Genomic DNA, 24,453 nt, shown 5'->3' on the forward strand with positions numbered 1-24,453 from the left:
ACGTCCGCATGCCACGTGTCGACACCCGGGGGGCGGCTCAGGCCACTGAAACCGCCACATCGTTCCTCCCTCCGGCCGAACGCATCGCCTACTACGGAGGGCTCGGCGCCCTCGCGGTGGTGGGACTGATCGAGTGGCCGGTGGCGGCCGCCATCGGGGTGGGGACGCTGATAGCCCAGCGCGCACGGGGAAGGGGCCGGTCCTCCGGCACCTCCCGGGCCATGAGCTCCATCGCGTCCGCCGCGCAGAGCATGAACCCGATCTCCGCGATGACCGGCTCCGGTTCGGCGGGGTCCGGTTCGGCGGGGTCCGGTTCGGCGGGGTCCGCCTCCCGTACCGGAGGGTCCGCCTCCCGCACGGGGGGCTCCGCCTCGCGCGGCACCGCCTCGCGGTCCGGCGGCACGGCGTCCCGGACCTCACGGTCCACGGCGTCCCGCAGCACGTCGAGCGGCGGCACGAGCACCGGTTCCCGGACGAGCGGTTCGGCGTCCCGTACGACGGGGGCCGCCTCCCGCACCGGGGGTTCGACCTCCCGGGCGACGGGCACGGCCTCCCGCGCGAGCGGGACCACCCGGACGACGGGTTCGACCTCGGGCGGCCGGAGCACCACCTCCCGCACGAGAAGCGGTACGTCCAAGACCACGGGGACCGCCTCCGGGAGCTCGACCACCCGGAGCCGGAGCACGGCGTCGCGTACCACGGGCACCACCCCGCGGACCCGCACCGCCACCTCCCGCACGACGGGCACCACATCCCGGACCAGGACACCCGCCACCCGCGCCGCGAGCACCACCTCACGCGCGACCGGCACCACGTCCCGGACCAGGACGGCCGCCTCGCGCACCGCGGGCACCGCGTCCAAGACCACCGGTACCGCCACCCGGAGCCGGAGCACGGCGTCGCGTACCACGGGCACCACCCCGCGGACCCGCACCGCCACCTCCCGCACGACGGGCACCACATCCCGGACCAGGACACCCGCCACCCGCGCCGCGAGCACCACCTCACGCGCGACCGGCACCACGTCCCGGACCAGGACGGCGGCCGGCCGGGCCTCGGGCACCACCCCGCGGACCCGCACCACCGCGTCCCGCACGACCGGCACCACGTCCCGGACCGCCGCACCGCGGACCAGGACCGCCTCCCGGACGACGGCCTCGACGTCGACGACGGCACGTCCCGCCTCCCGTACCCGGAGCGCGACGTCCCGTACGGCGGCCTCGGCCGGCGGAAGGACGAGACCGGCGTCGCGGGCGGCGGGTTCCACGTCGCGGAGCAGGACCACCGCGTCCCGCGCCACGGGCTCCACCGCACGGGCCGCAGGCTCGACGTCTCGCACGGCGAGCACCACCTCACGCGCCACGAGGCCCGCCTCGCGCACCACGGGTGCCGCGTCCCGGACCACGCGGACCACCGCGTCGAGGGCCGCCTCCGGTACCAGGAGCGGCACGGCACGGACCTCGGCGGCCACGTCGCGGTCCACCGGCGGCACCACCCGGGCGACGGCGTCCACCTCACGGGCGTCCGGCGGCTCGAAGATGTCGGGTATGTCTGGTATGTCGGGGACCTCACGGGCGTCCGGCACCTCGCGGAGCCGGAGCGCGAAGCCCGCGTCCCGGAGCGGGAGCGCCGGCTCCCGGACCGGGAGCATGGCCTCGCGAACGGCCAAGCCCGCGTCGCGGACCGCCAAGCCCGCCGCGCGCACCACGAAGCCGGCGTCCAGGGCCTCGGCGTCCACCGCACGGGCCGGGAGCGGCACGTCCCGGACCGCCGCCTCGCGGGGCTCGCGGAGAACGGCCACGTCCCGGACTGGCACGACCCGGGCGACCGCCTCCCGGGCCGGGGCGTCCGGCGCGCGGTCGAGGAGCTCGGCCGGCGGGCGCTCGTCCGGCTGATCACGTGATGAGGCCGATCAGGCCATGCGCGACCGCGGCCTGATCGGCCTCGTCATCTCTTCCACCGGAGTTCTGGATGTTCATGCCCCGCCTGCTCTCACCCGCCACCGAGACCCTCCGGAGCGTCGTACCCGAAGCGGTCCGCGGCCTGCTGCCGCGCTCCCGGCGCAGCAGCGTCTGTCCCGGCGGGCTCCGCGTGGACCTGCGCACGGTCGGCGATCCGGGCAGCCGCGGGAGGGCACGGCGGCTGGAGAGCCTGCTGCTGCGGCTGGAGGGGATCGAGCGCGCGGAGGTGAACGGCGTCCTCGGCTCCGTCTTCGTGGGATGCGACCCCGCCTCGATCGACCTGGAGAAGATCCTCGAACTGGTCGAGGCGTTCGACGGCGATGACCCCGAGGACACCGACGCCGACGCCGACGACGGGGACACCGACGACGGGGACACCGACGACGGGGACACCGACGACATCACCGGCACCGACGAGGACGACGACGAAGACACCGACGACACCGAAGAAGACGAAGACAGCGAGGACACCGAGGACAGCGAGGACACCGGCGCCCCGGGACCCGGTGACGACCCGGCGTCCGCGAAGGACCCCTCGGCGGGACCCGCGGCCCTCATCTCCATGATCGCCGAGCATCACGCCGCCAGGCTGGTGGAGCGTCACACGCGGGCCGGCATCCGGCTCGGCGCGACCCTGCTCGGGGCGGGCCTGACGATCGCCGGACGTGCCGTGCGCGCCCCGGCCCTGCCCGCGATCGTCCCCGCCCTGCTGAACCTGGCCGAGTCCACCCCGAAGGTGCGCGCCGAGCTGGAACGCCGCCTGGGTTCCTCGGCCACGTTCGACCTGCTCGTGACCACGAACATCGTCACCCACACGCTGGCGCTGCGTCCCCTGGGCATGCTCGTCCAGTCGGTCACCGCCGCCGGCGGCTACCTGGAGGCACGCGACACGCGCCGGGCCTGGGCCGCGCGCGAGCGCGAGCTGGCCTCCGCCGACGGTTCCTACCGCCACATCCGCTCGCCCAAGAGCCCGCGCCCGGCCCCGCTGAGGCACAGCCCGGTGGAGCGGTTCGAGCGTGCCGCGAGCCCCGCGGCGGCGGGCGTCTCCGGCCTGACCCAGCTTCTCGGCCACGACCGGCACCGGTCGGTCGCCATGCTCACCGCGACCACGCCCAAGGCCGCGAAACAGGGCAGGGAGTCCTTCGCCTCGGCGATCGGGCGGGCCCTGGCCCGGCGCGGGGCGATCGTGCTCGACGCCCGGGCCCTGCGCCACATGGACGGCATCGACATGGTCGTCCTGGACGCCGACGTGCTCGGCACGGGCTGCTGGGAGATCGACCGTGTCGTCCCGCTGGGCGACGAGGCGGACGCCGACGGGCTGCACGCGCGGCTGCACTCCCTGCTGGACCTCACCGACCCGGGCGCGCGGCGGGAACGCGACGGCTGGGCGGCCGAGCCGGTCGAGGCCCCGGCCGTGCTCGTCTCGGCCGAGGCCGCCGGCTGGGAGGTCCGGGGCGTGCGGGCCGTCCGCGTGACGAGGCAGGGCGTCCCGGTCGCCCTGGTCGGCATGAGCCCGGGCGTGGATCCGCTGGCGGACGCCGTCGTCGCCGCGGCCGGAAGCGGCTGCGCCGTGCGGCTGGCCGGCGGCGGGCCCGAGCTCGGCGCGCGGCTCGGGGTGGACGAGACCGTACCGGGAGGCTCCAGGCTGGCCCGGTCGGTCCGGACGCTCCAGGCGCAGGGGCACGGGGTCGCGGTGGTGTCGGCACGGCGGATGGCCGCGCTGGCCCAGGCCGACCTGGGCATCGGCGTGCCGCGCCGGCCGGGCCGGACCCCCTGGGACGCGGACGTGATCGCCGAGCTGGAGGAGGCGCACCTGCTGCTGACCTGCCTGGCACCGGCCAGGAGGACCAGCGAGCGTTCCGTGTGGCTCACCACCGCGGGCACCACGATCGGCGGCGCGCTGACCGCCTTCGGGTCGTCGGCCCAGGCACTGGGCAGGGCCCAGCTGGTGAACGACTGTACGACGATCGCGGCCATCGCCACGGGCGAGTGGGCGGGCTGGCACGCCGGCCGGGAGGCGCCCCCGGTCCGGGAGGACCGCACGCCCTGGCACGCGATGGCGGTCGAGGACGTGCTCTCCCTGCTGGAGTCCTCCCCCGGCGGGATCACCGAGACCGAGGCCGCGCGCCGCAGGGCCTCGACGAGGCAGAAGAGCACGCAGGGCCCGCCCTCGCTGCTCCGCGCGTCCCTGGAGGAACTGGTCAACCCGATGACGCCGATCCTGGCGGCCGGGGCGGGCCTGTCGGCCATGGTCGGCTCGGTCTCCGACTCGGCGATGATCGCCACGGTGGTGGCCGCCAACGCGCTCATCGGAGGTGGCCAGCGGTTCAGCGCCGACCGGGCGCTGAACCGGCTGACCGAGGCGGTCGCCACCCCCGCGCGGGTACGCCGCCCCCACCAGCCCGTGAGCACCACCGTCGACGGGCTCGTACGGGGCGACGTGATCGAGCTGCGCGCGGGCGACACCGTGCCGGCCGACTGCCGCGTGACCAAGGCGACGAACCTGGAGATGGACGAGTCGGCCCTGACCGGCGAGTCCCAGCTCGTCGCCAAGTCACCGGCGCCGGTCAACGCGCCTGCCGTCGCCGACCGCACGTCGATGGTCTACGAGGGGACCACGGTGGCCGCCGGCGTCGGGCTGGCCGTGGTGGTCGCGGCGGGCGAGTCCACCGAGGCGGCCAGGACCGCCAGGCTCACCCAGGAGCAGCCTCCGGACTCGGGCGTGCAGCTGCGGCTGCGGGCGCTGAGCCGGCGCATCCTGCCGGTCGCGGTGGGCTCGGGCGTGGTCCTGCTGGTCGCCGACCTGATGCGGGGCAGGTCCCTGCCCGCGGCGCTGGCGCCCGCGGTGAGCCTCGCCGTCGCCGCGGTTCCCGAGGGGCTGCCGTTCGTCGCCTCGGTCGCGGAGCTCGCCGCCGCCCGGCGGCTGTCGACGCGCAACACCCTGGTGCCCAACCCCTCCACGATCGAGGCCCTGGGCCGGGTGAACGTGCTCTGCTTCGACAAGACCGGCACACTCACCGAGGGACGCATCAGCCTGAGGTGCGTCTCGGACGGGCAGGACGAGCGTCCCGTCGAGGCGTTGACGCCCGCGCTCAGGAAGATCGTGGCGGCGGGCCTGCGGGCCGGGCCGCGGCACGACGACGGGCGGCCGGTCCCGCACCCCACCGACCGGGCCGTGCTGAACGGCGCCGAGCGGCTGGGCGTGACGCCGGAGGAGGACGGGGCCTGGGAACGGATCGACGAACTCCCCTTCGAGCCGGGACGCGGCTACCACGCCGTGCTCGGGACGGGCGGCTCGGGACCGCTGCTCAGCGTCAAGGGCGCCCCCGAGATCGTGGTCACCCGCTGTTCGAGCGTGTTGCGCGACGGCCGGGTGGTGCCGCTCACCGACGTCGTCGAGGCGGAACTGGACAAGGAGCTCGACCAGCTCGCCCGGCGGGGCTACCGGGTGCTCGCGGTCGCCGAACGCGCCGCCTCCGACCGCCGCGACCTGGACGAGTCCCGCATCCAGGACCTGCGCTTCCTGGGGTTCCTCGGCCTGGCCGATCCGGTACGGCCCACCGCGGCCGAGAGCGTCGGCCGCCTGAGCCGGGCGGGCGTGCGCATCGTGATGATCACGGGCGACCACCCGAGCACCGCCGAGGCGATCGGCGCCGAGCTGAACGTGCTGAACGGCGGGCGGGTCATGACCGGCCCCGAGCTGGACGACCTGGACGACGACACGCTGGTGGAGGCGCTGCCCGACGTGACGGTCTTCGCCAGGACCACCCCGGCCCACAAGGCCAGGATCGTCGCCTGCCTGCGCCGGGCGGGCAAGGTCGTCGCGGTCACCGGGGACGGCGCCAACGACGCCCCCGCGATCCGGGGCGCGGACGTGGGGATCGCCCTCGGTTCCCGCGCCACCCCGGCGGCCCGGTCGGCCGCCGACATCGTGGTGACCGACGACCGCATCGAGACGATCGTGGACGCGATCATCGAGGGCAGGGCCATGTGGAGCTCGGTCCGCGACGCGCTGAGCATCCTGCTCGGCGGCAACATCGGCGAGATCGTCTTCGCGGTCGGGTCCAGCCTGATCAGCGGCGCGAACGTGCTGAACACCCGCCAGCTCCTGCTGGTCAACCTGCTCACCGACATGCTGCCCGCGATGGCGGTCGCGGCCCGTCCCCCCGCGGCGGCCAGCCCCGAGAAACTCCTCCAGGAGGGGCCCGAGGCCTCGCTGGGCGCCTCCCTGACCCGTGACATCCAGCTCCGCGCCGTCACCACGGCGAGCGCGGCCGGCGCGGCCTGGGCGATCGGCCGGATGACCGGCACGCGCGGCCGGGCGGACACCATGGGCCTGGTCGCGCTGGTGGCGACGCAGCTTCTCCAGACACTGGTCCTGGGCAGCCGGGACCGCATGGTGGTGCTGGCGTCCCTGGTCTCCCTGGCCGTGCTGGGCCTGACCGTCTCGGTGCCCGGCCTGTGCCGGTTCTTCGGCTGCCGCGTCCTCGGCCCGACGGGATGGATCATCGCCCTGGGCAGCGCGGCCGCCACGACCGCGGCGGCCGTGGCCTTCCAGGCCGCCACGCAGGGGACGTCACCGAACGTTCACCGAACAGCAACCTGTTGATAGGTGACTTGGACACGTTTGGTATGAATTATCGCCTTAAGTGTTCCTACTCACTGTGAGGCCCTGATGTCCGGATTTCTCTCCACCGTGCTCGCCAAGGCGGTCGTGATGCTGCTCGAGGCCCTCCTCACCCGCATCGTCCAGTCGCTGATCACCTCGCTCTCCAGGACCGGCAACCTCGGCAGGAACGGCAACCTCGGCTTCGCCTGACCCGGGCCCCGGCCTGGATCCGGCCCGATCCCGGGCCTCGTCCGTCCCGGGTTGCCTCTGGTCCCGGCCCCGACCGGCCTCGGGCCCCGCCCGACACCGGACCTGCCCGAGACCGGGCCCGAGCCCGCCCGATCCCGGGTCCCGTCCCGCTCAGCGCGCCCTGGAGGTGATGAGCCGGGCGACCTTGCGGTGCTCGGCCGAGCGCAGCACCCGCTCCGCCCTGGCGGGGTCGGCCACCGGCGCCTTCCCCAGCAGGCCGCGGGCGGCCTTCAGCTTCAGCAGGCGCCGGACGGACTGGTCGAGCCGCGCCTCGGAGATCTTCCCGGACCGTACGGCGGCCAGCACCGCCCGGTGGGCCTCGTCGTAGTCCGGCGGCATCAGCAGCAGGTCCACCCCCGCCTGGATCGCCCGTACCGCCACCTGCCCGTCCCCGTACTTCTTCCGCACGCCCTCCATGTCGAGCGCGTCGGTCGAGACGACCCCGTCGAACCCGAGCTTCTCGCGGAGCAGGCCGGTCAGGATCGGCCTGGAGAGCGTGGCCGGGTCGCCGGAGGGGTCCAGCCGGGGCATCACGACGTGCGCCGTCATGATCGCGTCGACGTCCCTGCCGATGGCCGCGGCGAACGGCGGCGCGTCCAGCCTGCTCCACTGCGCGCGAGAATGCTTGATCACCGGCAGCCCGGTGTGGCTGTCGACGCTCGTGTCGCCGTGGCCGGGGAAGTGCTTGGCCGTGGCCGCGATCCCGGCGTCGTGGAACCCCCGGACCGCGGCGGCCACCATCGGCGCCACCTTCTTCGGGTCCGAGCCGTACGCGCGCGGGCCGATCACCGGGTTGCGCGGGTTGAGGTTGACGTCGGCCACCGGCGCGAAGTCGAGGTTGATCCCCAGCGCGCGCAGCTCGGTCCCGGTCACCTCGGCCGCCCGCCGGGCCAGCGAGGCGTCCCCGGTGGAGCCGATCGTGGCGGCCCCGGGCAGGTCGGTGACCAGCGGCGCGAGCCGCGAGACCCTGCCGTTCTCCTGGTCGGCGGCGATCAGCAGCGGGATCTCCGGCGACGCCTTCTGCAGCCCGTTGGTCAGCGCCACCACCTGGCGGACGCTCTTGATGTTGCCCGCCCAGGGGAACAGGATCACCCCGCCGGGACGGTGACGGGCGACCACCTTCGCCGGGGTGCTCGCGCCGAACCGCGCCTGGTTCTCACCCGAGACGGTGTCGGCCGCCTGGCCGTACAGCACGGGCATGAAGAGCTGGCCGACCTTCTCCTCCACGGTCATCGAGGCGAGCACCGCCTCCACGTCCCGCGACCGCGCCGCCGGGGTGGCGGCGGTCGCCGGGGCCGTGGGGCTCGCCGGCGCCTCCCCGGTGCCCGTGCCGTCCGCCGTACCGGACGATCCGGAGCTCGCCGGGGTCCCGCCCGGCCCGGTGACGCCGGCCGCGGGCGGGGCCGTCCTGACCGAACCGGCGCACCCGGCCGCCATCGACACCACCGACACCACCGACACCACCGACGCGGTCGCCGCGATTCCCGTCACACGCATCCACCGAAACATGACGCTTACGCTATCCGGGTGGACGCCCCGGCGCCCGCCGCCGGTCCGCCGCGCACCCTGCTCTCCGTCTCATCGGGCCAGGTCCGCCGCGCACCCGGCCGCCCGTCTCACAGGGCCAGGTCCGCCAGGCCCGGCAGGTGGGAACGGGCGGCGGCGCGCGCGTCCTCGGGGCCGGTCGCGGCACGCGCGGCCCCCGCGGCGAGGACGCACTGCTCCCGGGTGTGTCGCGACAGCGCGGCCCGCACGGCGGGCAGCGCGGGTGCGGACATCGACAGCGAGGTGGCCCCCAGCCCGACGAGCACGCAGGCGAGCGCCGGATCCGCCGCGGCCTCGCCGCACACCCCGCACGGCCTGCCGTGCTCGGCGGCTCCTCCCGCGGCCAGCGCGACCAGGTCGAGCACGGCGGGCTGCCAGGCGTCCTGGAGGCCGGTCAGCGCGCCCAGCTGCCGGTCCGCGGCGAGCGCGTACTGGGTCAGGTCGTTGGTGCCGACCGAGAGGAAGCCCGCGTGCGCGGCCAGGTCGGAGGCGCGCAGTGCCGCGGAGGGCACCTCGACCATCACGCCCGCCGCCGGCAGCCCGGCCGCGTCGCAGGCGGCCGCGAACCATGCGGCCTCCTCGGCGGTGGCCACCATCGGCGCCATCACCCGGAGCGCACCCGCCGAGCGCGCCGCGGCGGCGGCCAGGGCCGTCAGCTGGGCGGCCAGCACCTCCGGGTGCGCCCGCAGCAGCCGGACCCCGCGCTCCCCCAGGGCCGGGTTGGGCTCGTGCTCGCCCGGCGGCAGGAAGGCCAGGGGCTTGTCGGCGCCCGCGTCGAGGGTCCGCACGATCACCCTGCCGCCCGGGAAGGCGTCCAGCACCTCCAGGTAGGCGGCCTCCTGCTCGGCCGCCGACGGCGCCTCGGCACGGTCCAGGAAGAGGAACTCGGTCCGGTAGAGCCCGATCCCCTCGGCCCCGTACTCCAGCGCGGCGGCCACGTCGTGCGGCCCGCCGACGTTGGCGAGCAGCGGCACGGCGTACCCGTCGGCGGTGCTCCCCGGGCCGGTGACGGCGGACAGCGCGACCTGACGCGCGGCGTCGGCGTCGCGCGCGGCGAGGACGTCCTCGCCGGAGGGTGCGGTCCGCACCAGGCCGGAGGTGCCGTCCACCAGCATCGGGGTGCCCGACGGGATCGAGGTCGCCCCGGGGCAGGCGACCACGGCCGGGACCCCCATGGCGCGCGCCAGGATCGCGGTGTGGCTGGTCGGGCCGCCCTGCTCGGTGACGAAGGCGGCCACCACGTCCCGCGAGAGCAGCGCGGTGTCCGCGGGCGCCAGGTCCCGGGCGACGAGGACGTACGGCTCCCCGTCCCCGGTGGGCAGCTCCGGGATCGGACGGCCCTCGATCACCGCGACGGCCCGGTCCCTGACGTCGTCCAGGTCGGCGACGCGCGCGGCGAGGTAGCCACCGGCGGCGGCGAGCACCTCCCGGTAGCGGCCGAACGCCTCGTGGACCGCGCGGGCCGCGGCGGTACCCGCCTCGATCAGCTCGGCCACCCCGGCGGCCAGCCCGGGGTCGCGCGCCATCATGGCCTGGGCCTCCAGGATGCCCGCGGCCTCGCCCCCGGCCCTGGCGCCGCGCTCCTCCAGGTCGGTGGCGACCCGCTCCAGCGCCCGGACGGCACCGGCCAGCTCCGCGGCGGCGTCCCCGTCGTGCCGGGATCCCGGCTCCGGGACGGGGGCCCGGTACGCGAGCACGTAGGCGGGGCCGAGACCGACCCCCGGGCTCACACCCACCCCCGCCAGCGCGCTCACGGCGCCGACGCGATCCCGGCCAGCCGGTCGAGGAGCTCGTCGGCACCCTCGCCCTCGGCCCTGATCACCACCATGTCGCCCTCCCTGACGTCCAGCGAGAGGACCGACAGGATGCTCTTGGCGTTCACCGGCTCACCGGATCCCTTGGCGATGGTGACGTCCAGGGACGCCTTGGCCGCCGTCTGCACGAACGTCGCGGCGGGCCGGGCGTGCAGGCCGACCTCTGATGTGACGGTGACTTGGCGCTCGGCCACGTGTTCCTCCTGCGGTTCGGCCGTGCGGTGGGGACCGCGCGGCTCGTCGTTCATGTGCCCGGGGGCCAGGTGACCCCCGTCAGGTCCGCGACCACGAGGTCGGCCGCGGCCAGGTCCGTGCCCTCGTGGGTCGTCGCTATGCCCACGCAGGCCATGCCTGCCGCCTTGGCCGCCGCGATCCCGGCGATGGAGTCCTCGAACACGACACAGTCTGCCGGATCCACCGACAGGCGTGCCGCGGCGAGCAGGAAGCCCTCGGGGTCGGGCTTGCCGTTGGTGACGTCCAGGGCGGACACCAGCGTGTCCAGCAGGTCGCGGACGCCGATCTGGGCCAGCCGCTCCTCGGCCCAGTCACGGCCCGCGGAGGTGACCACCGCGATCGGCGAGCCGTACGCCGCGACGCCGCGGATCAGCTCGGCCGCTCCGGGGACCGGCACGATGTCGGGCAGGCCGGGATGGTCCTTGAAGGAGAGGACCTCACCGATCAGCTCCTCGACCTCCCTGCCGGGGAAGAGGTGGGCCCGCTCGGCCAGCACGTCGCGGCCGCGCCGTCCCATGAACTCGCGCAGCACGGTCTCGTCGTGGCTCACCCCGTGCCGCTCCAGCAGCATCGACCACATGGCCATGCTCCGCCGCTCGCTGTTGATCAGTGTCCCGTCCAGGTCGAAGAGCGCCGCCTTCGTCCGCCCTCCCGCGGCCGGCATGGCCGGTTCCATGGCGGGTCCTCCTTCCCCGTCGTCGGTCATCGGTCGTCGTTCGTCATCGGTCGTCGTCCGTCTCGTTCCCGCTCGCCCTTCCAGCATCCCCGCCGCTCCCGCGGGACGCGAGCCCTCAGGCCGGGTCGTCCCACTCGAAGAGCCCGTCCCCCGCGGCCACCGCGCCCGCCGCGAAGCCGGAGACGGTGCCCGCCGCGGCCTCCAGCGCCACGACCGGGCAGATGGGATGGCGCCCGCCCGCCTCGATGCGGGCCGGGTCCCACGCCATGACCGGCTGTCCCGCGCGCACCCGGTCGCCCTCGGCGGCCAGCGGCTCGAACCCCTCGCCCCTGAGCTCGACCGTGTCGATGCCCAGGTGGACCAGGACCCCGCGGCCGTCGTCGCCGACGACGACGAAGGCGTGCGGGTGCAGCTTGACGATGGTGCCCGCGATGGGGGCGACCACCGGGCCGGGAGTCCTGTCCGGCTCGATCGCCATGCCGGAGCCGACCAGGCCCTCGGAGAAGACCGGGTCGGGCACCGCGCCGAGCCTGACGGCCACCCCCGTGACCGGTGCCAGAACCGTGGTCACCGCACTCCCCTCGGCACGCCCGCCGCCCGCGAGGACGGTCCCGTCAGCCGATGATGTCCTCGATGTCGCTGGCGATCGTGTCGGCCTCGGGACCCACCACCACCTGGACGATGTTGCCCGCGGCCATCACGCCGTGCGCACCGGCCGCGCGCAGGGCCGCCTGGTCGACCTTGGAGGCGTCGCGCACCTCGGTGCGCAGCCGGGTGATGCACGGTTCGATCTCGATGATGTTGCCCGCACCACCGAGTCCAGCGATGATCGCGTCGGCGTCGGCCGCCATGTCGCCCTCCAATCGTGGCCATCCTGCTCCCAGGCCATGAACAGGCTAGAGGAGGCGGGCACCCGCCGGTCCGCGCCGGCGTCAGTCGGTCTGCGTCACCTTGTTGAGGCCGCGCGGGGCGTCGGGGTCGATCCCCAGCCGTCGCGCCAGCGCCTCGGTGAGGAGCTGACCCGGGACGATCAGGCCCATCGGGGCCACCCACTCGGGCAGGTCGGGGCCGTTCAGCGCGGCGGTGGCGACCGAGGAGAGCGCGGTGCCGCCGCCGACCGTGTACGCCGCCGCCCCCGCGCCGGTCACCCGCTCGGCCAGCGCCACCGTACCGGCCAGGGTCGGCCCGTCACCGGCCGCGACCAGCAGGGCCGGGGTGTCGGAGTCGACCACCGCGATCGGGCCGTGCAGCAGGTCGGCGTAGGACAGGCCCATGGCGTGCAGGTAGCACGCCTCCTTGAGCTTGAGCGCCAGCTCCAGCGCGGTGGAGAAGGCCAGCCCGCGGCCGGAGACCACCACGCCCGGCTTGTCGGCGAGGCCCTCGACGATCGCCTCCAGGTCGCCCGGGTCGGTGATCAGTTTCTCCACCGCGTCCGGGACCCGCCGCAGGTCCCCGGGGTCGACGTCGGCCCCCAGGCCGAGGGCGAGCACGGCCAGCGCGGCGAGCGCGGTGGTGTAGGTCTTGGTCGCCGGGACGGCCTTCTCCTCGCCCGCCACCGTGCACAGGGCGAGGTCCGCGACCTGGGCGAGGGGGGTGCCCTCGCCGCCGTTGGTGATGGCCACGGTCCGGGCCCCGCAGTCCTTGGCCCAGGTCAGGGTCTCGACGATCTCCTCGGTACGGCCCGACTGCGACAGCGCGACGGCCAGCACACCGTCCAGGTCCAGCCTGCGCCGGTAGGTGGTGGCGATCGAGGGGGCGGCCAGGGTGGAGAGCCTGCCCGTGTGCGCCTCGGCCAGGTAGCGGCCGTAGACTGCGGCGTTGTCCGAGGTGCCGCGGGCGATGAACAGCAGCTGACGGGTCTGCCCCGCGAGCCGCTCCACCTCCGCGGTCCTGGGAAGGAGTGCGTCGAGCGTGGCTCTCAACGCAGCGGGCTGCTCGGCGATCTCGCTGCGCATCTTGGTGGTCATCTCGCGCTCATCCTTCGGTTCGGACGGACGAGATCGGGCCGTTATCGATCCGTCGCCGGTCCGTACGTTGACACCCTTTTCCGGCCTGTGGTCTAGTCCGGACTAGACCAGTACGAACCATAACTCATCAGTCATCTCAGATCGAGGGGGGAGGAATCTCATGGCGCACATCGACCCGGACAGCCCGGTCCCCAAGTACTTCCAGCTACGGGAGATCCTGCTCGACCTGATCGAGAACAACGAGCTGGCCATCGGCACGGCGATCCCGTCCGAGCGCGAGCTGTGCCAGCGCTTCGGCCTGTCCCGGATGACCGTGCGGCAGGCCGTCGACCACCTGGTCTCCGAGGGCCGCCTCCAGCGGGTCGCCGGCAAGGGCACCTTCGTGGCCCGTCCCAAGATCGAGATGTCGCTGCGGCTCACCTCCTTCAGCGATGAGATGCGTGCCCGCGGCATGGAGCCCGGCTCCCGCGACCTGGACCGCCGGGTGGTCCGGGCCAGTGCCCACCTGGCCAGGGAGCTCGGCATCCGGCCCGGCGACGAGGTGCACTTCATCGAGCGGCTGCGGACCGCGGCCGACGAGCCCATGTGCATCGAGCGGGCCCACATCCCGGTCTCGATCGCGCCCGACCTGGACACCCACGACCTGACGGGCCGTTCCCTGTACGCCCTGCTGGAGACCCGGTACGGCCTGGTGCTGGACGCCGGCGAGCTGACCATCGACGGCGGCATCGCCGACCCCGGGGACGCGGACCTGCTGAAGCTGCCGCGCGGCGGGGCCGTGCTGCTGCTCCAGCGGCGGTCCTTCGCCGGGGGCGTCTGCGCCGAACTCGGCGTCTCCACCTATCGCGCCGACCGCTACCAGCTCCGTACCATCCTGGAGACACCGGCCCGCCGCGGCTGACCCCGGTCGCCCGCGGATCCGTCCCCGCCCGTCCCCCGAACCCGTCCAGTGAGCCCGTCCCGCCGGTCCGTCCCGGCGGCCGGTCCCGCCGATCGCCGCCCCTCGTGACCGGTCCCTCCTTTCGAAGGACCGCTCCGGGTGACCGGCCCCGCCGACCTCCTCCCTTCCAGCCTTGGAGGAAATGCCCGTATGAGTCCTCCTTCGGCGGACGCGGGCCTGCCCGCCGCCCCGGCCGGGTCCGCCGCGATGAGCGTGCTCCAGCGCCTGGGACGCTCCCTGATGCTGCCGATCGCGGTCCTGCCGGCCGCGGGCCTGCTGCTCCGGCTCGGACAGGACGACCTGCTGGGCCGGAGCGACAGCGCGCTGCTCGACGACGTGGCCCGTATCGTCGGCACCGCGGGCGGCGCCCTGTTCGACAACCTGCCCGTGCTGTTCGCGATCGGCGTCGCCATCGGGTTCGCCCGCAAGGCCGACGGCTCCACCGCGCTGGCCGCCCTGGTCGGTTACCTGGTCTTCCACGCCGTCAGCATGAACATGTTCTTCATCCTCTTCGACGCCGGCATGCGGGAGTCCATCACCGTCGAGGTGTTCGACAGGAGCACCCCGGGCGTCCCGGACGTGGTGCTCGACCTCGGCGCGCAGAACCCGACCCGGGTGCTCGGGGGCATCGTCATGGGCCTGGTGTCGGCGCTGCTGTGGCAGCGCTACCACCGCACCAGGCTGCCCACCTGGCTGGCCTTCTTCGGCGGGCGCCGCCTGGTGCCGATCCTGACCGCCTTCGCCGGGCTGGTGATCGGCGTGTTCCTCGGTGCCGTCTGGCCGGTGCTCGGCGGCTGGGTCCGCGCCGGCGGGACCTGGCTCGCCTCCAACAGCGAGCTCGGCGCCGGCATCTACGGCATGGTCAACCGTGCCCTGCTCCCGCTCGGGATGCACCACATCGTCAACAACGTCATCTGGACGCAGGTCCCCGAGTGCGTGGTGGACGGCAAGCGGCTCGCCGGCGACCTGATCTGCTTCAACAACGGCGCCGTCGGCCACGGCGGCTTCGAGGCCGGTTTCTACCCCGTCCTGATGTTCGGCCTGCCCGCCGCCGCGCTCGCCATCTGGCGGGCCGCGCCGCCGCACCGGCGCACCGCGGTCGGCTCGATCATGATCTCCGCGGCGCTCACCGCGTTCCTCACCGGGATCACCGAACCCATCGAGTTCGCCTTCATCTTCGTCGCGCCGGTCCTGTTCGTGATCCACATCGTGCTGACCGGTGTCTCCCTGGCCCTGGCCTCCGCCCTCGGGGCCAAGCTCGCCTTCAGCTTCTCCTCGGGACTGATCGACCTGGTCCTGTACGGGACGGCGCCCAACGCCCAGGGGATACCGATCATCATCGTGATGGGGCTGGTCTACGCGGTGGTCTACTACACCGGGTTCAGCTTCCTGATCAGGAGGCTGAACATCATGACCCCCGGCCGGGAGCCCGAGCCCGACGTCGACTCGGGCGAGTCCCCCGCGGTCACCGCCGCTCCCCCCGAGCCCACCGAGTCCGCTGAGCCCACTGCCCCCGCCGAGCCCGTGACATCCGCTCCGACCGCCGAACCCACCGGGGCCACCGGGGCCACCGGGGTCACCGCTCCCGCCGAGCCCGCCAGGCCCGTGACGTCCACTCCACCCGTGGGCTCCGCCACCCCGCCTCCCGGGCCTGCCGGTGCTCCCCGGGCTTCCGGGCCTGGCGGGTCCGGGTAGTCCGGGGGCGGTTCCGGGCGTCCGCCGGCGATCACCGCTCGGGCCGGAACCCGCTCGTCACCGCGACCGGCCACTCCAACCTGGGGTGACCTTCCTCGCCGACCAGGACGAAACCACCGGGATCTCACGGAAGTTGGCGGGCGGCGTATCTGGACGGCGGGCCGGAACCTCCTTGATGTGTGAGTTTCACCGCCCATGAGCCGGCCATCACGGAGTCGCCCATGTCATCCCCCCGACGCCTGCCCACGCTTCCCCGCCTCGCGCCGTCCCCGGCCGCAGAGCCTCCCTACGACGACGATCGCCACGGCGGGGACGGCTCGGCCGCACCGCCGTACGTGCAGGGGACCCTCGCCCTGGCCCTCGGCCCGGTGGCGCAGGAGCCCCCGCCCCCGGTGGCCCGGATCGGCGGTGCGCGCCGGGGTCCCGCCCCCGAGGCGCCGGACCCCGCACCGACGAGGCCGCCGGGGCCGCCGAGGCCCGTCGCCACGAGAACCCCGGCGAGTCCCGCCACGAGAACCCCGAATCCCGCGGGTACGAGGTCGCCGGGCGCGCCCCCCGACGACCGGTGGCTGTGGACCCTCGTCCAGGCCGTCGCAGAGATCCTGGCCGGGAGGCGTCCCCCGGCGAGCGTGTCGGCCCACCTGACCGCCAGGACCCAGGCCGAGCTGGCCCGCAAGGGAGGGACGATGCGGTGCACGCGCCTTCCGAGGGCGGGCAGGACGCACGTCTCCCGGCCGGAGACCGGGGTGGTGGAGATGTGCGCCGTGGTCGACTGCGGCGACCGTTCGCGCGTGCTGGCCCTGAGGCTGGAGCGCAGGGGCGTGCGGTGGCTCTGCGTCGAGGTCGAGACGACCCCCTGAGCGCCGGCACACCACAGGAACCGTGGCACGCCGAAAGGGTCATGACACAAGGGGCCGCAACACGAACGGCCGTGACACAGGGGGCTGTGACACAGGGGCCCGTGACACAAGGGGCCGTGACACAAGGGGCACAGGGGGCCGTGACACGCCGAAGGGCCCGCACGGTGACGTGCGGGCCCTTTGGGCGGCGATCAGGCTTCGACGTGCCTGGGGTCGCCGTGGCAGCGCTTGTACTTCTTGCCGGAGCCGCAGGGGCACGGGGCGTTGCGCTCGACGTTGCCGTACGCGTCACGCTGGGCCTTGGTGCTGACCTTGGTGTGCTCGGCCTCGCCGCTCTCGCCCGGGGCCGTGTACTCCAGCTCGGACGGACGCTGCGGGCCGCGCAGGCCGCGGGCGATGATCGAGCGGGCCTCCGCGATCGCCGCGTCCTCGGAGGGGTCGGCCTCCTCGACGATCGGGTTGCTCTGCACCTCGACCTCGAGGTTGAACAGGAAGCCGACCGACTCCTCCTTGATGCCGTCGAGCATCTGGGTGAACATCTCGAAGCCCTCGCGCTGGTACTCGATCAGCGGGTCGCGCTGAGCCATCGCGCGCAGGCCGATGCCCTCCTGGAGGTAGTCCATCTCGTACAGGTGCTCGCGCCACTTGCGGTCGAGGACCGACAGGATGACGCGGCGCTCCAGGACCCGCATGCCCTCCGGGTCCATGGCCTGCGCGTTGATCTCCTCTTCGCGACGGTCGTAGGCGGCCATCGCGTCGGCCTTCACCCGCTCCTCCAGGAGCTTGGCGGTGAGCTCCTCGCGGCTGCCGGCCTCCTCGACGACCTCGTCGATCGTGATGCCGATCGGGTAGAGCTGGCCGAGCGCCTTCCAGAGCTTGTCGAGGTCCCACTCCTCGGCGAAGCCCTCGGCGGTGGCCGCCGTGATGTACTCGTCGATCACGTCGTTGACGAAGCCGCGGATCTGGTCGCGAAGGTCGGCACCCTCCAGGACCCGGTGACGCTCGGCGTAGATCACCTTGCGCTGCCGGTTCATCACCTCGTCGTACTTCAGGACGTTCTTGCGGATCTCGAAGTTCTGCTGCTCGACCTGGTGCTGGGCGGAGGCGATGGCCTTGGAGACGATGCCCGACTCGATCGGCACGTCGTCCGGGATGTTCAGGCGCGTCATGATCATCTCGACCCTGGCCGAGTTGAACAGCCGCATCAGGTCGTCCTCGAGCGAGAGGTAGAAGCGCGACTCGCCGGGGTCGCCCTGACGGCCGGAACGACCGCGGAGCTGGTTGTCGATGCGCCGCGACTCGTGCCGCTCGGTGCCCAGGACGTACAGGCCGCCGAGCTCGGTGACCTCGTCGTGCTCGGCCTGGACGGCCGCCCTGGCCTTCTCCAGCGCCTCGCCCCAGGCCTTGTCGTACTCCTCCGGGGTCTCGACCGGGTCGAGGCCGCGGCCGCGCAGCTCCAGGTCGGCGCGGAAGTCGGGGTTGCCGCCGAGCATGATGTCGGTGCCTCGACCGGCCATGTTGGTGGCCACGGTGACGGCGTGCTTGCGGCCCGCCTCGGCGATGATCGCCGCCTCACGCGCGTGGTTCTTGGCGTTGAGCACCTCGTGCTTGACGCCCCGGCGCTTGAGCTCCTTGGCCAGGCGCTCGGACTTGGCGACGCTGGTGGTGCCGACCAGGACGGGCTGTCCCCGGTCGTAGCGCTCCTTGATGTCCTCGACCGCGGCCAGGAACTTGGCGTCCTCGGTCTTGTAGACCACGTCGGCCTGGTCCTTGCGGATCATCGGCTTGTTGGTCGGGATCGGGACGACGCCGAGCTTGTAGGTCTGGTGGAACTCGTTGGCCTCGGTCGCCGCCGTACCGGTCATGCCCGACAGCGTCTCGTAGAGGCGGAAGTAGTTCTGCAGCGTGATCGTGGCGAGGGTCTGGTTCTCGTCCTTGATCTTCACGCCTTCCTTCGCCTCGATGGCCTGGTGCATGCCCTCGTTGTAGCGGCGGCCGTGCAGGACGCGACCGGTGAACTCGTCCACGATCAGGACCTCACCGTCGACGACGATGTAGTCCTTGTCCTTCTTGTAGAGCTCCTTGGCCTTCAGCGCGTTGTTCAGGAAGCCGACCAGGTGGGTGTGCTCGGGCTTGTAGAGGTTCTCGATGCCGAGCCAGTCCTCGACCTTCTCCACGCCGGACTCGAAGATGCCCACGGTGCGCTTCTTCTCGTCGACGGCGTAGTCGCCGGTGTTCTCCTCGCCGTCCTTGCCCTCGGTGCCCCTGCGGAGCCGGGGAACGATCTTGGCGAACTCCGAGTACCACTTGCCGGACTGCTCGCCGGGACCGGAGATGATCAGCGGCGTCCTGGCCTCGTCGATGAGGATCGAGTCGACCTCGTCGACCACGGCGAAGTGGTGGCCGCGCTGCACGCACTCCTCGAGCGACCAGGCCATGTTGTCGCGCAGGTAGTCGAAGCCGAACTCGTTGTTCGTGCCGTACGTGATGTCCGCGTTGTACTGCTTGCGGCGCTCGTCGGCGGGCATGTTCGCCAGGATCACGCCCACTTCGAGGCCCAGGAAGCGGTGGATGCGGCCCATCTCGTCGCCGTCGCGCTTGGCCAGGTAGTCGTTGACCGTGATGACGTGGACGCCCTTGCCCGTCAGGGCGTTGAGGTAGGTGGGCAGCGTACAGGTGAGGGTCTTGCCCTCACCGGTGCGCATCTCCGCGATGTTCCCCATGTGCAGGTTGGCCCCGCCCATGATCTGCACATCGAAGTGGCGCTTGCCCAGCACCCGCCGGGAGGCCTCGCGGACGGTGGCGAAAGCCTCGGGAAGCAGATCGTCGAGGGATTCGCCCTCGGCGTAGCGCTTCTTGTAGTCGTCGGTGAGCGCGCGAAGCTCGGCGTCGGTCAGGCTCGTGAAGTCGTCTTCGATGGAGTTGACCTGGTCGGCGATCCGCTTGAGCTTACGCAGAAGCTTGCCTTCGCCGGCGCGAAGAATTCTATCGAGAAAGGCTGGCACTTTAGGTAAAGCTCCTCGCAGGTCTTCCGCGGCCGGACCGGCCCGGCTGAGGACGAGACATGGTTCTCCGCTGCCATCGTAGGCGGTTCCGCCACCAGACACAGCCACCCTGAAAGACGCGCTTGTGGCCCACGGAGTTCCTTGCCCTCTTCTTTGAGAGAGTACGACCAGCTTTAAAGGGTATGTCGGAGTTCGCCACTTCCGTAATGATCGATCTTCGGAGGTGTCGCCGGATCTTGAAGGAGCGGCCGTGACGGCGGAAGAGAACCCCAGGGCCACCGAGGCCGGACACCCTCGCACGAGGGAGACACCCGAGGGCAGCCACGGCGGCAGGGCGTCGTCCTGGCTCGCGGTGACCGTGATCCTGCTGGGCTTCGCGATCGGCGGGGTCGCCCTGTGCATCGGCCCGAACTGGACGGTCTTCTGGATGGGCGCGGGGGTCTGCGCCATGGGCGGCGTGCTGACGCTCGTCTTCAACGTCTTCTCCGACGTCGTCGTGGACGCCCCGCGTGCGAACACGAGCGAGGGCACCGCCGGCGGCGCCGTCCTCGACTGACCGGGCGTCACGACCGGGAGCCGGACCGGCGGCGGCGTCAGGTCGCCGTTCGCCGCCACCGGCCGGCACCGGCGCCGCGACCGGGGACCGCACCGGCGGCGCCGGCTGACACCGGCATAGGGTTTTCGTCGGTGTGAGGCGCTAGCCTCTGGCCGTACGACGTGTTGTCTCCCCAGGGGCGGTTCATGAAGCTCTCCCTCTCCCCCGACGAGGCCCGCCGCGTGATCCTGCACGCCCAGGGGTTCCTGGGCGCGCAGGCCCGGCGCGGCGGAGTCCCCGCGACCCTGCGCCGGCTCGGAGCCGTCCAGCTCGACACGATCTCCGTGCTGGCCCGCTCTCACGAGCTGGTCGCCTACGCGCGGCTGGGCGCCGTGGGCCGGGCGGCGGTCGAGCGGGCCTACTGGGACGAGCCCGCCCGCGCGTTCGAGTACTGGTGTCACGCCGCGTGCATCCTGCCGATCGGCGACTGGCCGCTGTACGCCTTCCGCCGGAGGTACTTCCGGGCCAGGAGGTTCCGCTGGCACGAGGTGCCCGACAGCGTCGGCAAGGTGCTGCACCTGGTCCGCGAGAACGGCCCGATCACCACCGCGGACATCGGCGGCGCCAAGAAGGGCGGCCCGTGGTGGGACTGGTCGGACTCCAAGATCGCCATCGAGTGGCTGCTCGACACCGGCGAGGTCGTCTGCACACGCCGGGTGGGCTGGCGGCGGGTCTACGACCTGGCCGAACGGGCGGTCCCGGCGGACCTGCTGGCCGAGGACCTCTCCGACGCCGAGTGCGTCACCCGCCTGGCCGGGATGGCCGGGCGCGCGCTCGGGGTGGCCACCCGCGCCGACCTGGTCGACTTCCTGCGTCTCAAGGCGCCCGAGGCGTCGCTGCTGGACAGGTGCCTGGCCGAGGGGATCACCGGGCTGGTGCCGGTCCGCGTCCCGGGGTGGCCGGAACGGGCCGCCGACGCCTGGGCCGACCCGGCCGCGCTGGAGGCGGCCCCTTCGGGCCGTCACCGCACGACCCTGCTGTCCCCGTTCGACTCCCTGGTGTGGGACCGTGCCCGCACCGCGCGGGTCTTCGGTTTCAACCACCGCCTGGAGGCGTACGTGCCCCGGGAGAAGCGCGTCCACGGCTACTTCACGATGCCGGTCCTGGCCGGGGGGCGTCTGATCGGCCGGGTCGACCCGGCCCGGGAGGGCTCGGTGCTGGTGGCCCGCCAGGTGAGCCTGGAGGCGGGCGTCACCCCGGCCAGGGGCGCGGCCCCGCTGGCCGCGGCGCTCCGGGAGGCGGCCGGGTGGGTCGGCTGCGAGACCGTCCGCGTCGACCGGGTGGACGCGGCGCTCGCCGGTCCCCTGCGAGACGCGCTGAACCGGGAACCCTGAGCCAGGCATCCCGGACCGGGCACCCCGAACCAGGCACCCCGGATCGGACGCCCAGAGCCGGACAGCCCGGACGGGGCTCCGGGCCGGACAGGGCTCCGGGCCGGGCGGCGCCGACGCGGTGAACGCCGGGGCGCTCACCGCGTCGGCGGCAGGTCAGGTGATCTCCAGCATCCGTTCACGGACCGCGTAGACCACGGCCTCCATCCTGGAGTGCAGCTGAAGCTTGTCCAGGATGTTCCTGACGTGGTTCTTCACGGTGTTCTCCGAGATGAACAGCTGCTTGGCGATCTCGCGGTTGTTCATCCCCTTGGCGACCAGGCGGAGGACCTCCATCTCCCGCTCGGTCAGGCGCGGGACGGGGAGCTGCGGGGGCCGTTCGGCCTCCTTGCGGCTCATGTTGGCGAACTCGCTGATGAGTTTGGCGGCCATCGCCGGGTTGATCAGCGACTGACCCTCGTGGACGCCGCGCACGGCCTCCGGGACCTCGTCGAGCTGGACGTTCTTCAGCAGGTAGCCGGTGGCCCCCGCCTTGATCGCCTCGAAGAGGTCCTCCTCCTCGTCGCTCACCGTCAACATGATGATCCGCGTGCTCGGCACCGAGGCCTTGATCTCGCGGGTGGCCTCGATGCCGCTCCTGCGTGGCATCCGGACGTCCATGAGCATGACGTCCGGGGTGAGGCGGTCGGCGAGCTCGACCGCCTCCTGACCGTCGCTCGCCTCGCCGACAACCTCTATGTCCGTCTCGGCGGCCAGCGCCATCTCCAGACTGCGGCGGATCAGCGCGTGATCGTCAACGATCAGCACGCGGATCGGTTCACCACGCCCGGTCGGGCCGGTTGCGTCGTCGGGTTCCGTCACGCCTCCTCCTCGGGGGGCCAGAGCCGGTGGACCGCCATGATGACACGGGTTTCGTGGTCCTCGGTTGGTCGGAGAGGATCTTCGAACGCGGCCGTCAGGGTTCGACGAGCCGCAGCACGCCGTAGTTGTACCCCTGACGCAGGTACACGACGCTCGGCTGCCCGCTCTCCTTGTCACGGAACAGGTAGAAGTCGTGCCCGACCAGCTCCATCTCGAGAAGCGCCTGGTCGATCGTCATCGGTTCGGCCTGGTGGGACTTCTCCCGGACGATCAGCGGCCCGTCGCCGTCCATCTGGATCGGGATGAGCGCCTCGTCCTCGGGGACGTCGTCCTCCCGGTTCCTGTCCACTTCGGTCTCGGCCTCGGGCTGCTTCGTGAGCAGCGCGCCGGGGTCGCTCTCCAGGGACTCCGCCAGCGCGCCGGCGGTCAGCTCGGCGACCGAGGGAGGGCAGTGGTTGCCGTGGTGGATCTTCCGGCGGTCGGCCAGGCGCCGCAGCCGTCCTTCGAGTTTGCCGAGCGCTATGTCAAGGGCGGCGAAGCGGTCGTCGGCCGAGGCCTCCGCCCGGACCGCGGGACCACGTGAGTGGATGGTGAGCTCGACCCGCTCACGCTGGTCGACGATGCGCGGATTACGTTCCTTGGACACCTCCACGTCAACGCGAATGAGCTTGTGGTCCAAACGCTCGATCCTGGCCAGCTTGGTGTTCACGTGGTCACGGAATCGGTCACTCACTCCGGTGTGCCGACCCTTGACGATGATCTCCATGCACAGCCCCCCTTCGAATCTCGACGGTGGTATTGCGACACCCGCTCGGCCGACCTGGTCTTCGTCCCCACATCCGCCTGCTGAGGGTTTCGCAGCTCTTTGCCACTACATGCCCTTCTCTCCTGGCAAGGAACATCTGGCTCCTTGGGAAGGCAGGACTTACCTCTAAGCCGCACCGTGATCGATCGACGAGAAGTCGTCTTACGTGGACCGTTTCGCCTGCGGCTGGCATCGGCTAGCCGGGCCGGCCTCGTTTCGGAGGTCGGTCCGGCGCAACCACGGACCCGAGCGGGTGCCATGGCTCAGACGCTATCCGTATCCAGGCCGAATGTCAGCACGGCGGCCGATCAAAGGATCACTTTGCGTAGCCCGCGGCCCGGTCCGGGCCCGGGGAAGGCTCTGCCCGGGGGCGGTGGAGCGGCCGGGCCGCGTTCCGGGCCCCGGCGATGAGCAGCGCCGACGGCGCGTCGAGGACAGCGAGGTGTGGCCGCGGGGTCAGGGAACCGTCACGGCGCGGACCTCACCCAGGGTCACGATCTTCGGATCGTGTTCTCCGGCGTGTCGCGGCGACCGTGGCGGCCAGCGAGGGGGTCACGCCCACCTCCCGCAGCGCTCTGGCCGCCTCGGCCAGCGTCGCCCCGGTGGTGACGACGTCGTCGACCAGCACGATGACCTCCGTGCCGCCCCAGGAACGCGGCACGGGCGCGTTGCGGCCGACCGCGACCGTGAAGGCCGAGGAGAGGTTCGCGGCCCGCTGGAGAGAACTGAGCCCCGCCTGGTCGGCGACCCGGCGGCGCTGGGCGAGCACCCGCGCCACGGTCGCCGGCCAGCCGGCCTCCCGGAGGTAACCGGCCGCGAGCTCGGCGAGCCGGGCCGTCGGGTCGTGCCCGCGGCGCCTCAGCGCCGGGCGGGCGCTGGGCACCGGCACCAGCAGCACCGGCCGCTCACCGGCCGCGGTGGCGACGGCCAGGGCCAGGGCCCCGGCCAGGGGCGGAGCCAGGGCGGTGCGCCCGCGCTCCTTGTAGGCGATGATCGCCCGCCGTACGGCGGGGGTGTACTCGGCGGCCGACCAGCAGTCCGGCAGGCCGGGCGGGGCCGGGTCGGGGGTGCGGCGGGCGGGCTCCCCGTGCAGCTCCGCCGCGCAGCGGGGGCAGACGAGGGCGCCCGGCGCGTCGCATCCGGCGCAGCGGGGCGGCAGGATCAGGTCGAGCATGGCGGTCGTCACGAATCCACCGTGCCATACAGCACCGACAAAAAAGCCCAGCCCAGGGCACCGGCGGGAGTCCCGCGCGGACCGGCGGGCACCCGCCCGCGGCCCGGACGCGACAGGGCCGGGAGGCCCGGG

General features: G+C 73.1%; 19 protein-coding genes. 7 read left to right on the top strand and 12 right to left on the bottom strand.

Annotated elements, in window-relative coordinates; translation table 11 throughout:
- Window positions 1–91: 91 nt before the first annotated feature.
- Entirely contained in the window at window positions 92–1,801 is a 1,710-nt protein-coding gene (locus tag ABD832_RS05385; protein ID WP_344889229.1) for a hypothetical protein, read from the bottom strand.
- Window positions 1,802–1,971: 170 nt separating this feature from the next.
- Between ABD832_RS05385 and ABD832_RS05390 the strand changes: the two genes are divergently transcribed.
- Window positions 1,972–6,570: a cation-translocating P-type ATPase gene (locus ABD832_RS05390; RefSeq protein ID WP_344889232.1), complete on the top strand. Its 4,599-nt coding sequence runs from the start codon at window positions 1,972–1,974 to the stop codon at window positions 6,568–6,570.
- A 66-nt stretch (window positions 6,571–6,636) separates the two neighbouring features.
- Window positions 6,637–6,780 carry a hypothetical protein gene (locus ABD832_RS05395; protein ID WP_344889235.1) on the top strand — a complete coding sequence of 48 codons (144 nt, stop codon included), beginning with the start codon at window positions 6,637–6,639 and terminating at the stop codon, window positions 6,778–6,780.
- 150 nt (window positions 6,781–6,930) lie between these two features.
- Here the strand turns inward: ABD832_RS05395 and nagZ are convergent, their stop codons facing one another.
- From nagZ to ABD832_RS05430, 7 genes are all read right to left on the bottom strand, one after another.
- Window positions 6,931–8,316 (bottom strand): beta-N-acetylhexosaminidase, encoded by a 1,386-nt coding sequence (gene nagZ, locus ABD832_RS05400; RefSeq protein WP_344889238.1) that lies wholly within the window; start codon window positions 8,314–8,316, stop codon window positions 6,931–6,933.
- Between the two features lie 119 nt (window positions 8,317–8,435).
- Window positions 8,436–10,118: a phosphoenolpyruvate--protein phosphotransferase gene (gene ptsP / locus ABD832_RS05405; protein WP_344889240.1), complete on the bottom strand. Its 1,683-nt coding sequence runs from the start codon at window positions 10,116–10,118 to the stop codon at window positions 8,436–8,438.
- Window positions 10,115–10,372 (bottom strand): HPr family phosphocarrier protein, encoded by a 258-nt coding sequence (locus ABD832_RS05410; RefSeq protein WP_344889243.1) that lies wholly within the window; start codon window positions 10,370–10,372, stop codon window positions 10,115–10,117. Before ABD832_RS05410 ends, ptsP begins: the two co-directional genes overlap by 4 nt.
- 50 nt (window positions 10,373–10,422) lie before the next feature.
- Entirely contained in the window at window positions 10,423–11,088 is a 666-nt protein-coding gene (locus tag ABD832_RS05415; RefSeq protein WP_344889246.1) for an HAD family hydrolase, read from the bottom strand.
- A gap of 115 nt (window positions 11,089–11,203) precedes the next feature.
- A complete protein-coding gene (locus ABD832_RS05420) occupies window positions 11,204–11,659 on the bottom strand; it encodes a PTS sugar transporter subunit IIA (RefSeq protein WP_344889249.1) in 456 nt (151 codons plus the stop codon).
- A 43-nt stretch (window positions 11,660–11,702) separates the two neighbouring features.
- A complete protein-coding gene (locus ABD832_RS05425) occupies window positions 11,703–11,939 on the bottom strand; it encodes a PTS sugar transporter subunit IIB (protein WP_344889252.1) in 237 nt (78 codons plus the stop codon).
- 81 nt (window positions 11,940–12,020) lie between these two features.
- Entirely contained in the window at window positions 12,021–13,055 is a 1,035-nt protein-coding gene (locus tag ABD832_RS05430) for an SIS domain-containing protein (RefSeq protein WP_344889255.1), read from the bottom strand.
- Window positions 13,056–13,215: 160 nt separating this feature from the next.
- Here ABD832_RS05430 and ABD832_RS05435 point away from each other — a divergent pair, with 160 nt between their 5' ends.
- The 3 genes from ABD832_RS05435 to ABD832_RS05445 all read left to right on the top strand — a co-directional run bounded on the left by ABD832_RS05435 (window position 13,216) and on the right by ABD832_RS05445 (window position 16,550).
- Complete coding sequence (locus tag ABD832_RS05435; protein ID WP_344889258.1) at window positions 13,216–13,956, top strand: GntR family transcriptional regulator; 741 nt, start codon at window positions 13,216–13,218, stop codon at window positions 13,954–13,956.
- Window positions 13,957–14,145: 189 nt separating this feature from the next.
- On the top strand, window positions 14,146–15,690 hold the full coding sequence (locus tag ABD832_RS05440; RefSeq protein ID WP_344889261.1) for a PTS transporter subunit EIIC: 1,545 nt from the start codon (window positions 14,146–14,148) through the stop codon (window positions 15,688–15,690).
- 221 nt (window positions 15,691–15,911) lie between these two features.
- Window positions 15,912–16,550 (top strand): Rv3235 family protein, encoded by a 639-nt coding sequence (locus tag ABD832_RS05445; protein WP_344889264.1) that lies wholly within the window; start codon window positions 15,912–15,914, stop codon window positions 16,548–16,550.
- A gap of 191 nt (window positions 16,551–16,741) precedes the next feature.
- Here ABD832_RS05445 and secA read toward each other — a convergent pair whose 3' ends face one another.
- Complete coding sequence (secA, locus tag ABD832_RS05450; RefSeq protein WP_344889267.1) at window positions 16,742–19,555, bottom strand: preprotein translocase subunit SecA; 2,814 nt, start codon at window positions 19,553–19,555, stop codon at window positions 16,742–16,744.
- A gap of 250 nt (window positions 19,556–19,805) precedes the next feature.
- Here secA and ABD832_RS05455 point away from each other — a divergent pair, with 250 nt between their 5' ends.
- The gene (locus ABD832_RS05455) at window positions 19,806–20,111 is read left to right on the top strand and encodes an HGxxPAAW family protein (RefSeq protein ID WP_344889270.1); all 306 of its coding nucleotides are present in this window, start codon (window positions 19,806–19,808) and stop codon (window positions 20,109–20,111) included.
- 185 nt (window positions 20,112–20,296) lie between these two features.
- Complete coding sequence (locus ABD832_RS05460; RefSeq protein ID WP_344889273.1) at window positions 20,297–21,484, top strand: winged helix-turn-helix domain-containing protein; 1,188 nt, start codon at window positions 20,297–20,299, stop codon at window positions 21,482–21,484.
- Window positions 21,485–21,637: 153 nt separating this feature from the next.
- On the opposite strand, the gene ABD832_RS05465 is transcribed toward ABD832_RS05460, so the two are convergent.
- The 3 genes from ABD832_RS05465 to ABD832_RS05475 all read right to left on the bottom strand — a co-directional run bounded on the left by ABD832_RS05465 (window position 21,638) and on the right by ABD832_RS05475 (window position 24,333).
- Entirely contained in the window at window positions 21,638–22,342 is a 705-nt protein-coding gene (locus ABD832_RS05465; RefSeq protein WP_329090540.1) for a response regulator transcription factor, read from the bottom strand.
- Window positions 22,343–22,436: 94 nt separating this feature from the next.
- Window positions 22,437–23,108, bottom strand: coding sequence for a ribosome hibernation-promoting factor, HPF/YfiA family (gene hpf / locus ABD832_RS05470; RefSeq protein ID WP_344889278.1), 672 nt, complete (start codon window positions 23,106–23,108; stop codon window positions 22,437–22,439).
- A 520-nt stretch (window positions 23,109–23,628) separates the two neighbouring features.
- The gene (locus ABD832_RS05475) at window positions 23,629–24,333 is read right to left on the bottom strand and encodes a ComF family protein (RefSeq protein ID WP_344889281.1); all 705 of its coding nucleotides are present in this window, start codon (window positions 24,331–24,333) and stop codon (window positions 23,629–23,631) included.
- Window positions 24,334–24,453 lie beyond the last annotated feature (120 nt).

Origin of the sequence: Streptosporangium longisporum (genome assembly GCF_039534895.1) — a bacterium.
Lineage (GTDB): Bacteria > Actinomycetota > Actinomycetes > Streptosporangiales > Streptosporangiaceae > Streptosporangium > Streptosporangium longisporum.

What these genes read in the sequence shown, in the direction of transcription:
- ABD832_RS05430 (WP_344889255.1), bottom strand. Translation starts at nt 13,055, where the DNA reads ATGACCACCAAGATGCGCAGCGAGATCGCCGAGCAGCCCGCTGCGTTG.
- ABD832_RS05395 (WP_344889235.1), top strand. Translation starts at nt 6,637, where the DNA reads ATGTCCGGATTTCTCTCCACCGTGCTCGCCAAGGCGGTCGTGATGCTG.
- nagZ (WP_344889238.1), bottom strand. Translation starts at nt 8,316, where the DNA reads ATGCGTGTGACGGGAATCGCGGCGACCGCGTCGGTGGTGTCGGTGGTG.
- ABD832_RS05390 (WP_344889232.1), top strand. Translation starts at nt 1,972, where the DNA reads ATGTTCATGCCCCGCCTGCTCTCACCCGCCACCGAGACCCTCCGGAGC.
- ABD832_RS05460 (WP_344889273.1), top strand. Translation starts at nt 20,297, where the DNA reads ATGAAGCTCTCCCTCTCCCCCGACGAGGCCCGCCGCGTGATCCTGCAC.
- ABD832_RS05445 (WP_344889264.1), top strand. Translation starts at nt 15,912, where the DNA reads ATGTCATCCCCCCGACGCCTGCCCACGCTTCCCCGCCTCGCGCCGTCC.
- ABD832_RS05425 (WP_344889252.1), bottom strand. Translation starts at nt 11,939, where the DNA reads ATGGCGGCCGACGCCGACGCGATCATCGCTGGACTCGGTGGTGCGGGC.
- ABD832_RS05415 (WP_344889246.1), bottom strand. Translation starts at nt 11,088, where the DNA reads ATGGAACCGGCCATGCCGGCCGCGGGAGGGCGGACGAAGGCGGCGCTC.
- hpf (WP_344889278.1), bottom strand. Translation starts at nt 23,108, where the DNA reads ATGGAGATCATCGTCAAGGGTCGGCACACCGGAGTGAGTGACCGATTC.
- ABD832_RS05435 (WP_344889258.1), top strand. Translation starts at nt 13,216, where the DNA reads ATGGCGCACATCGACCCGGACAGCCCGGTCCCCAAGTACTTCCAGCTA.
- ABD832_RS05440 (WP_344889261.1), top strand. Translation starts at nt 14,146, where the DNA reads ATGAGTCCTCCTTCGGCGGACGCGGGCCTGCCCGCCGCCCCGGCCGGG.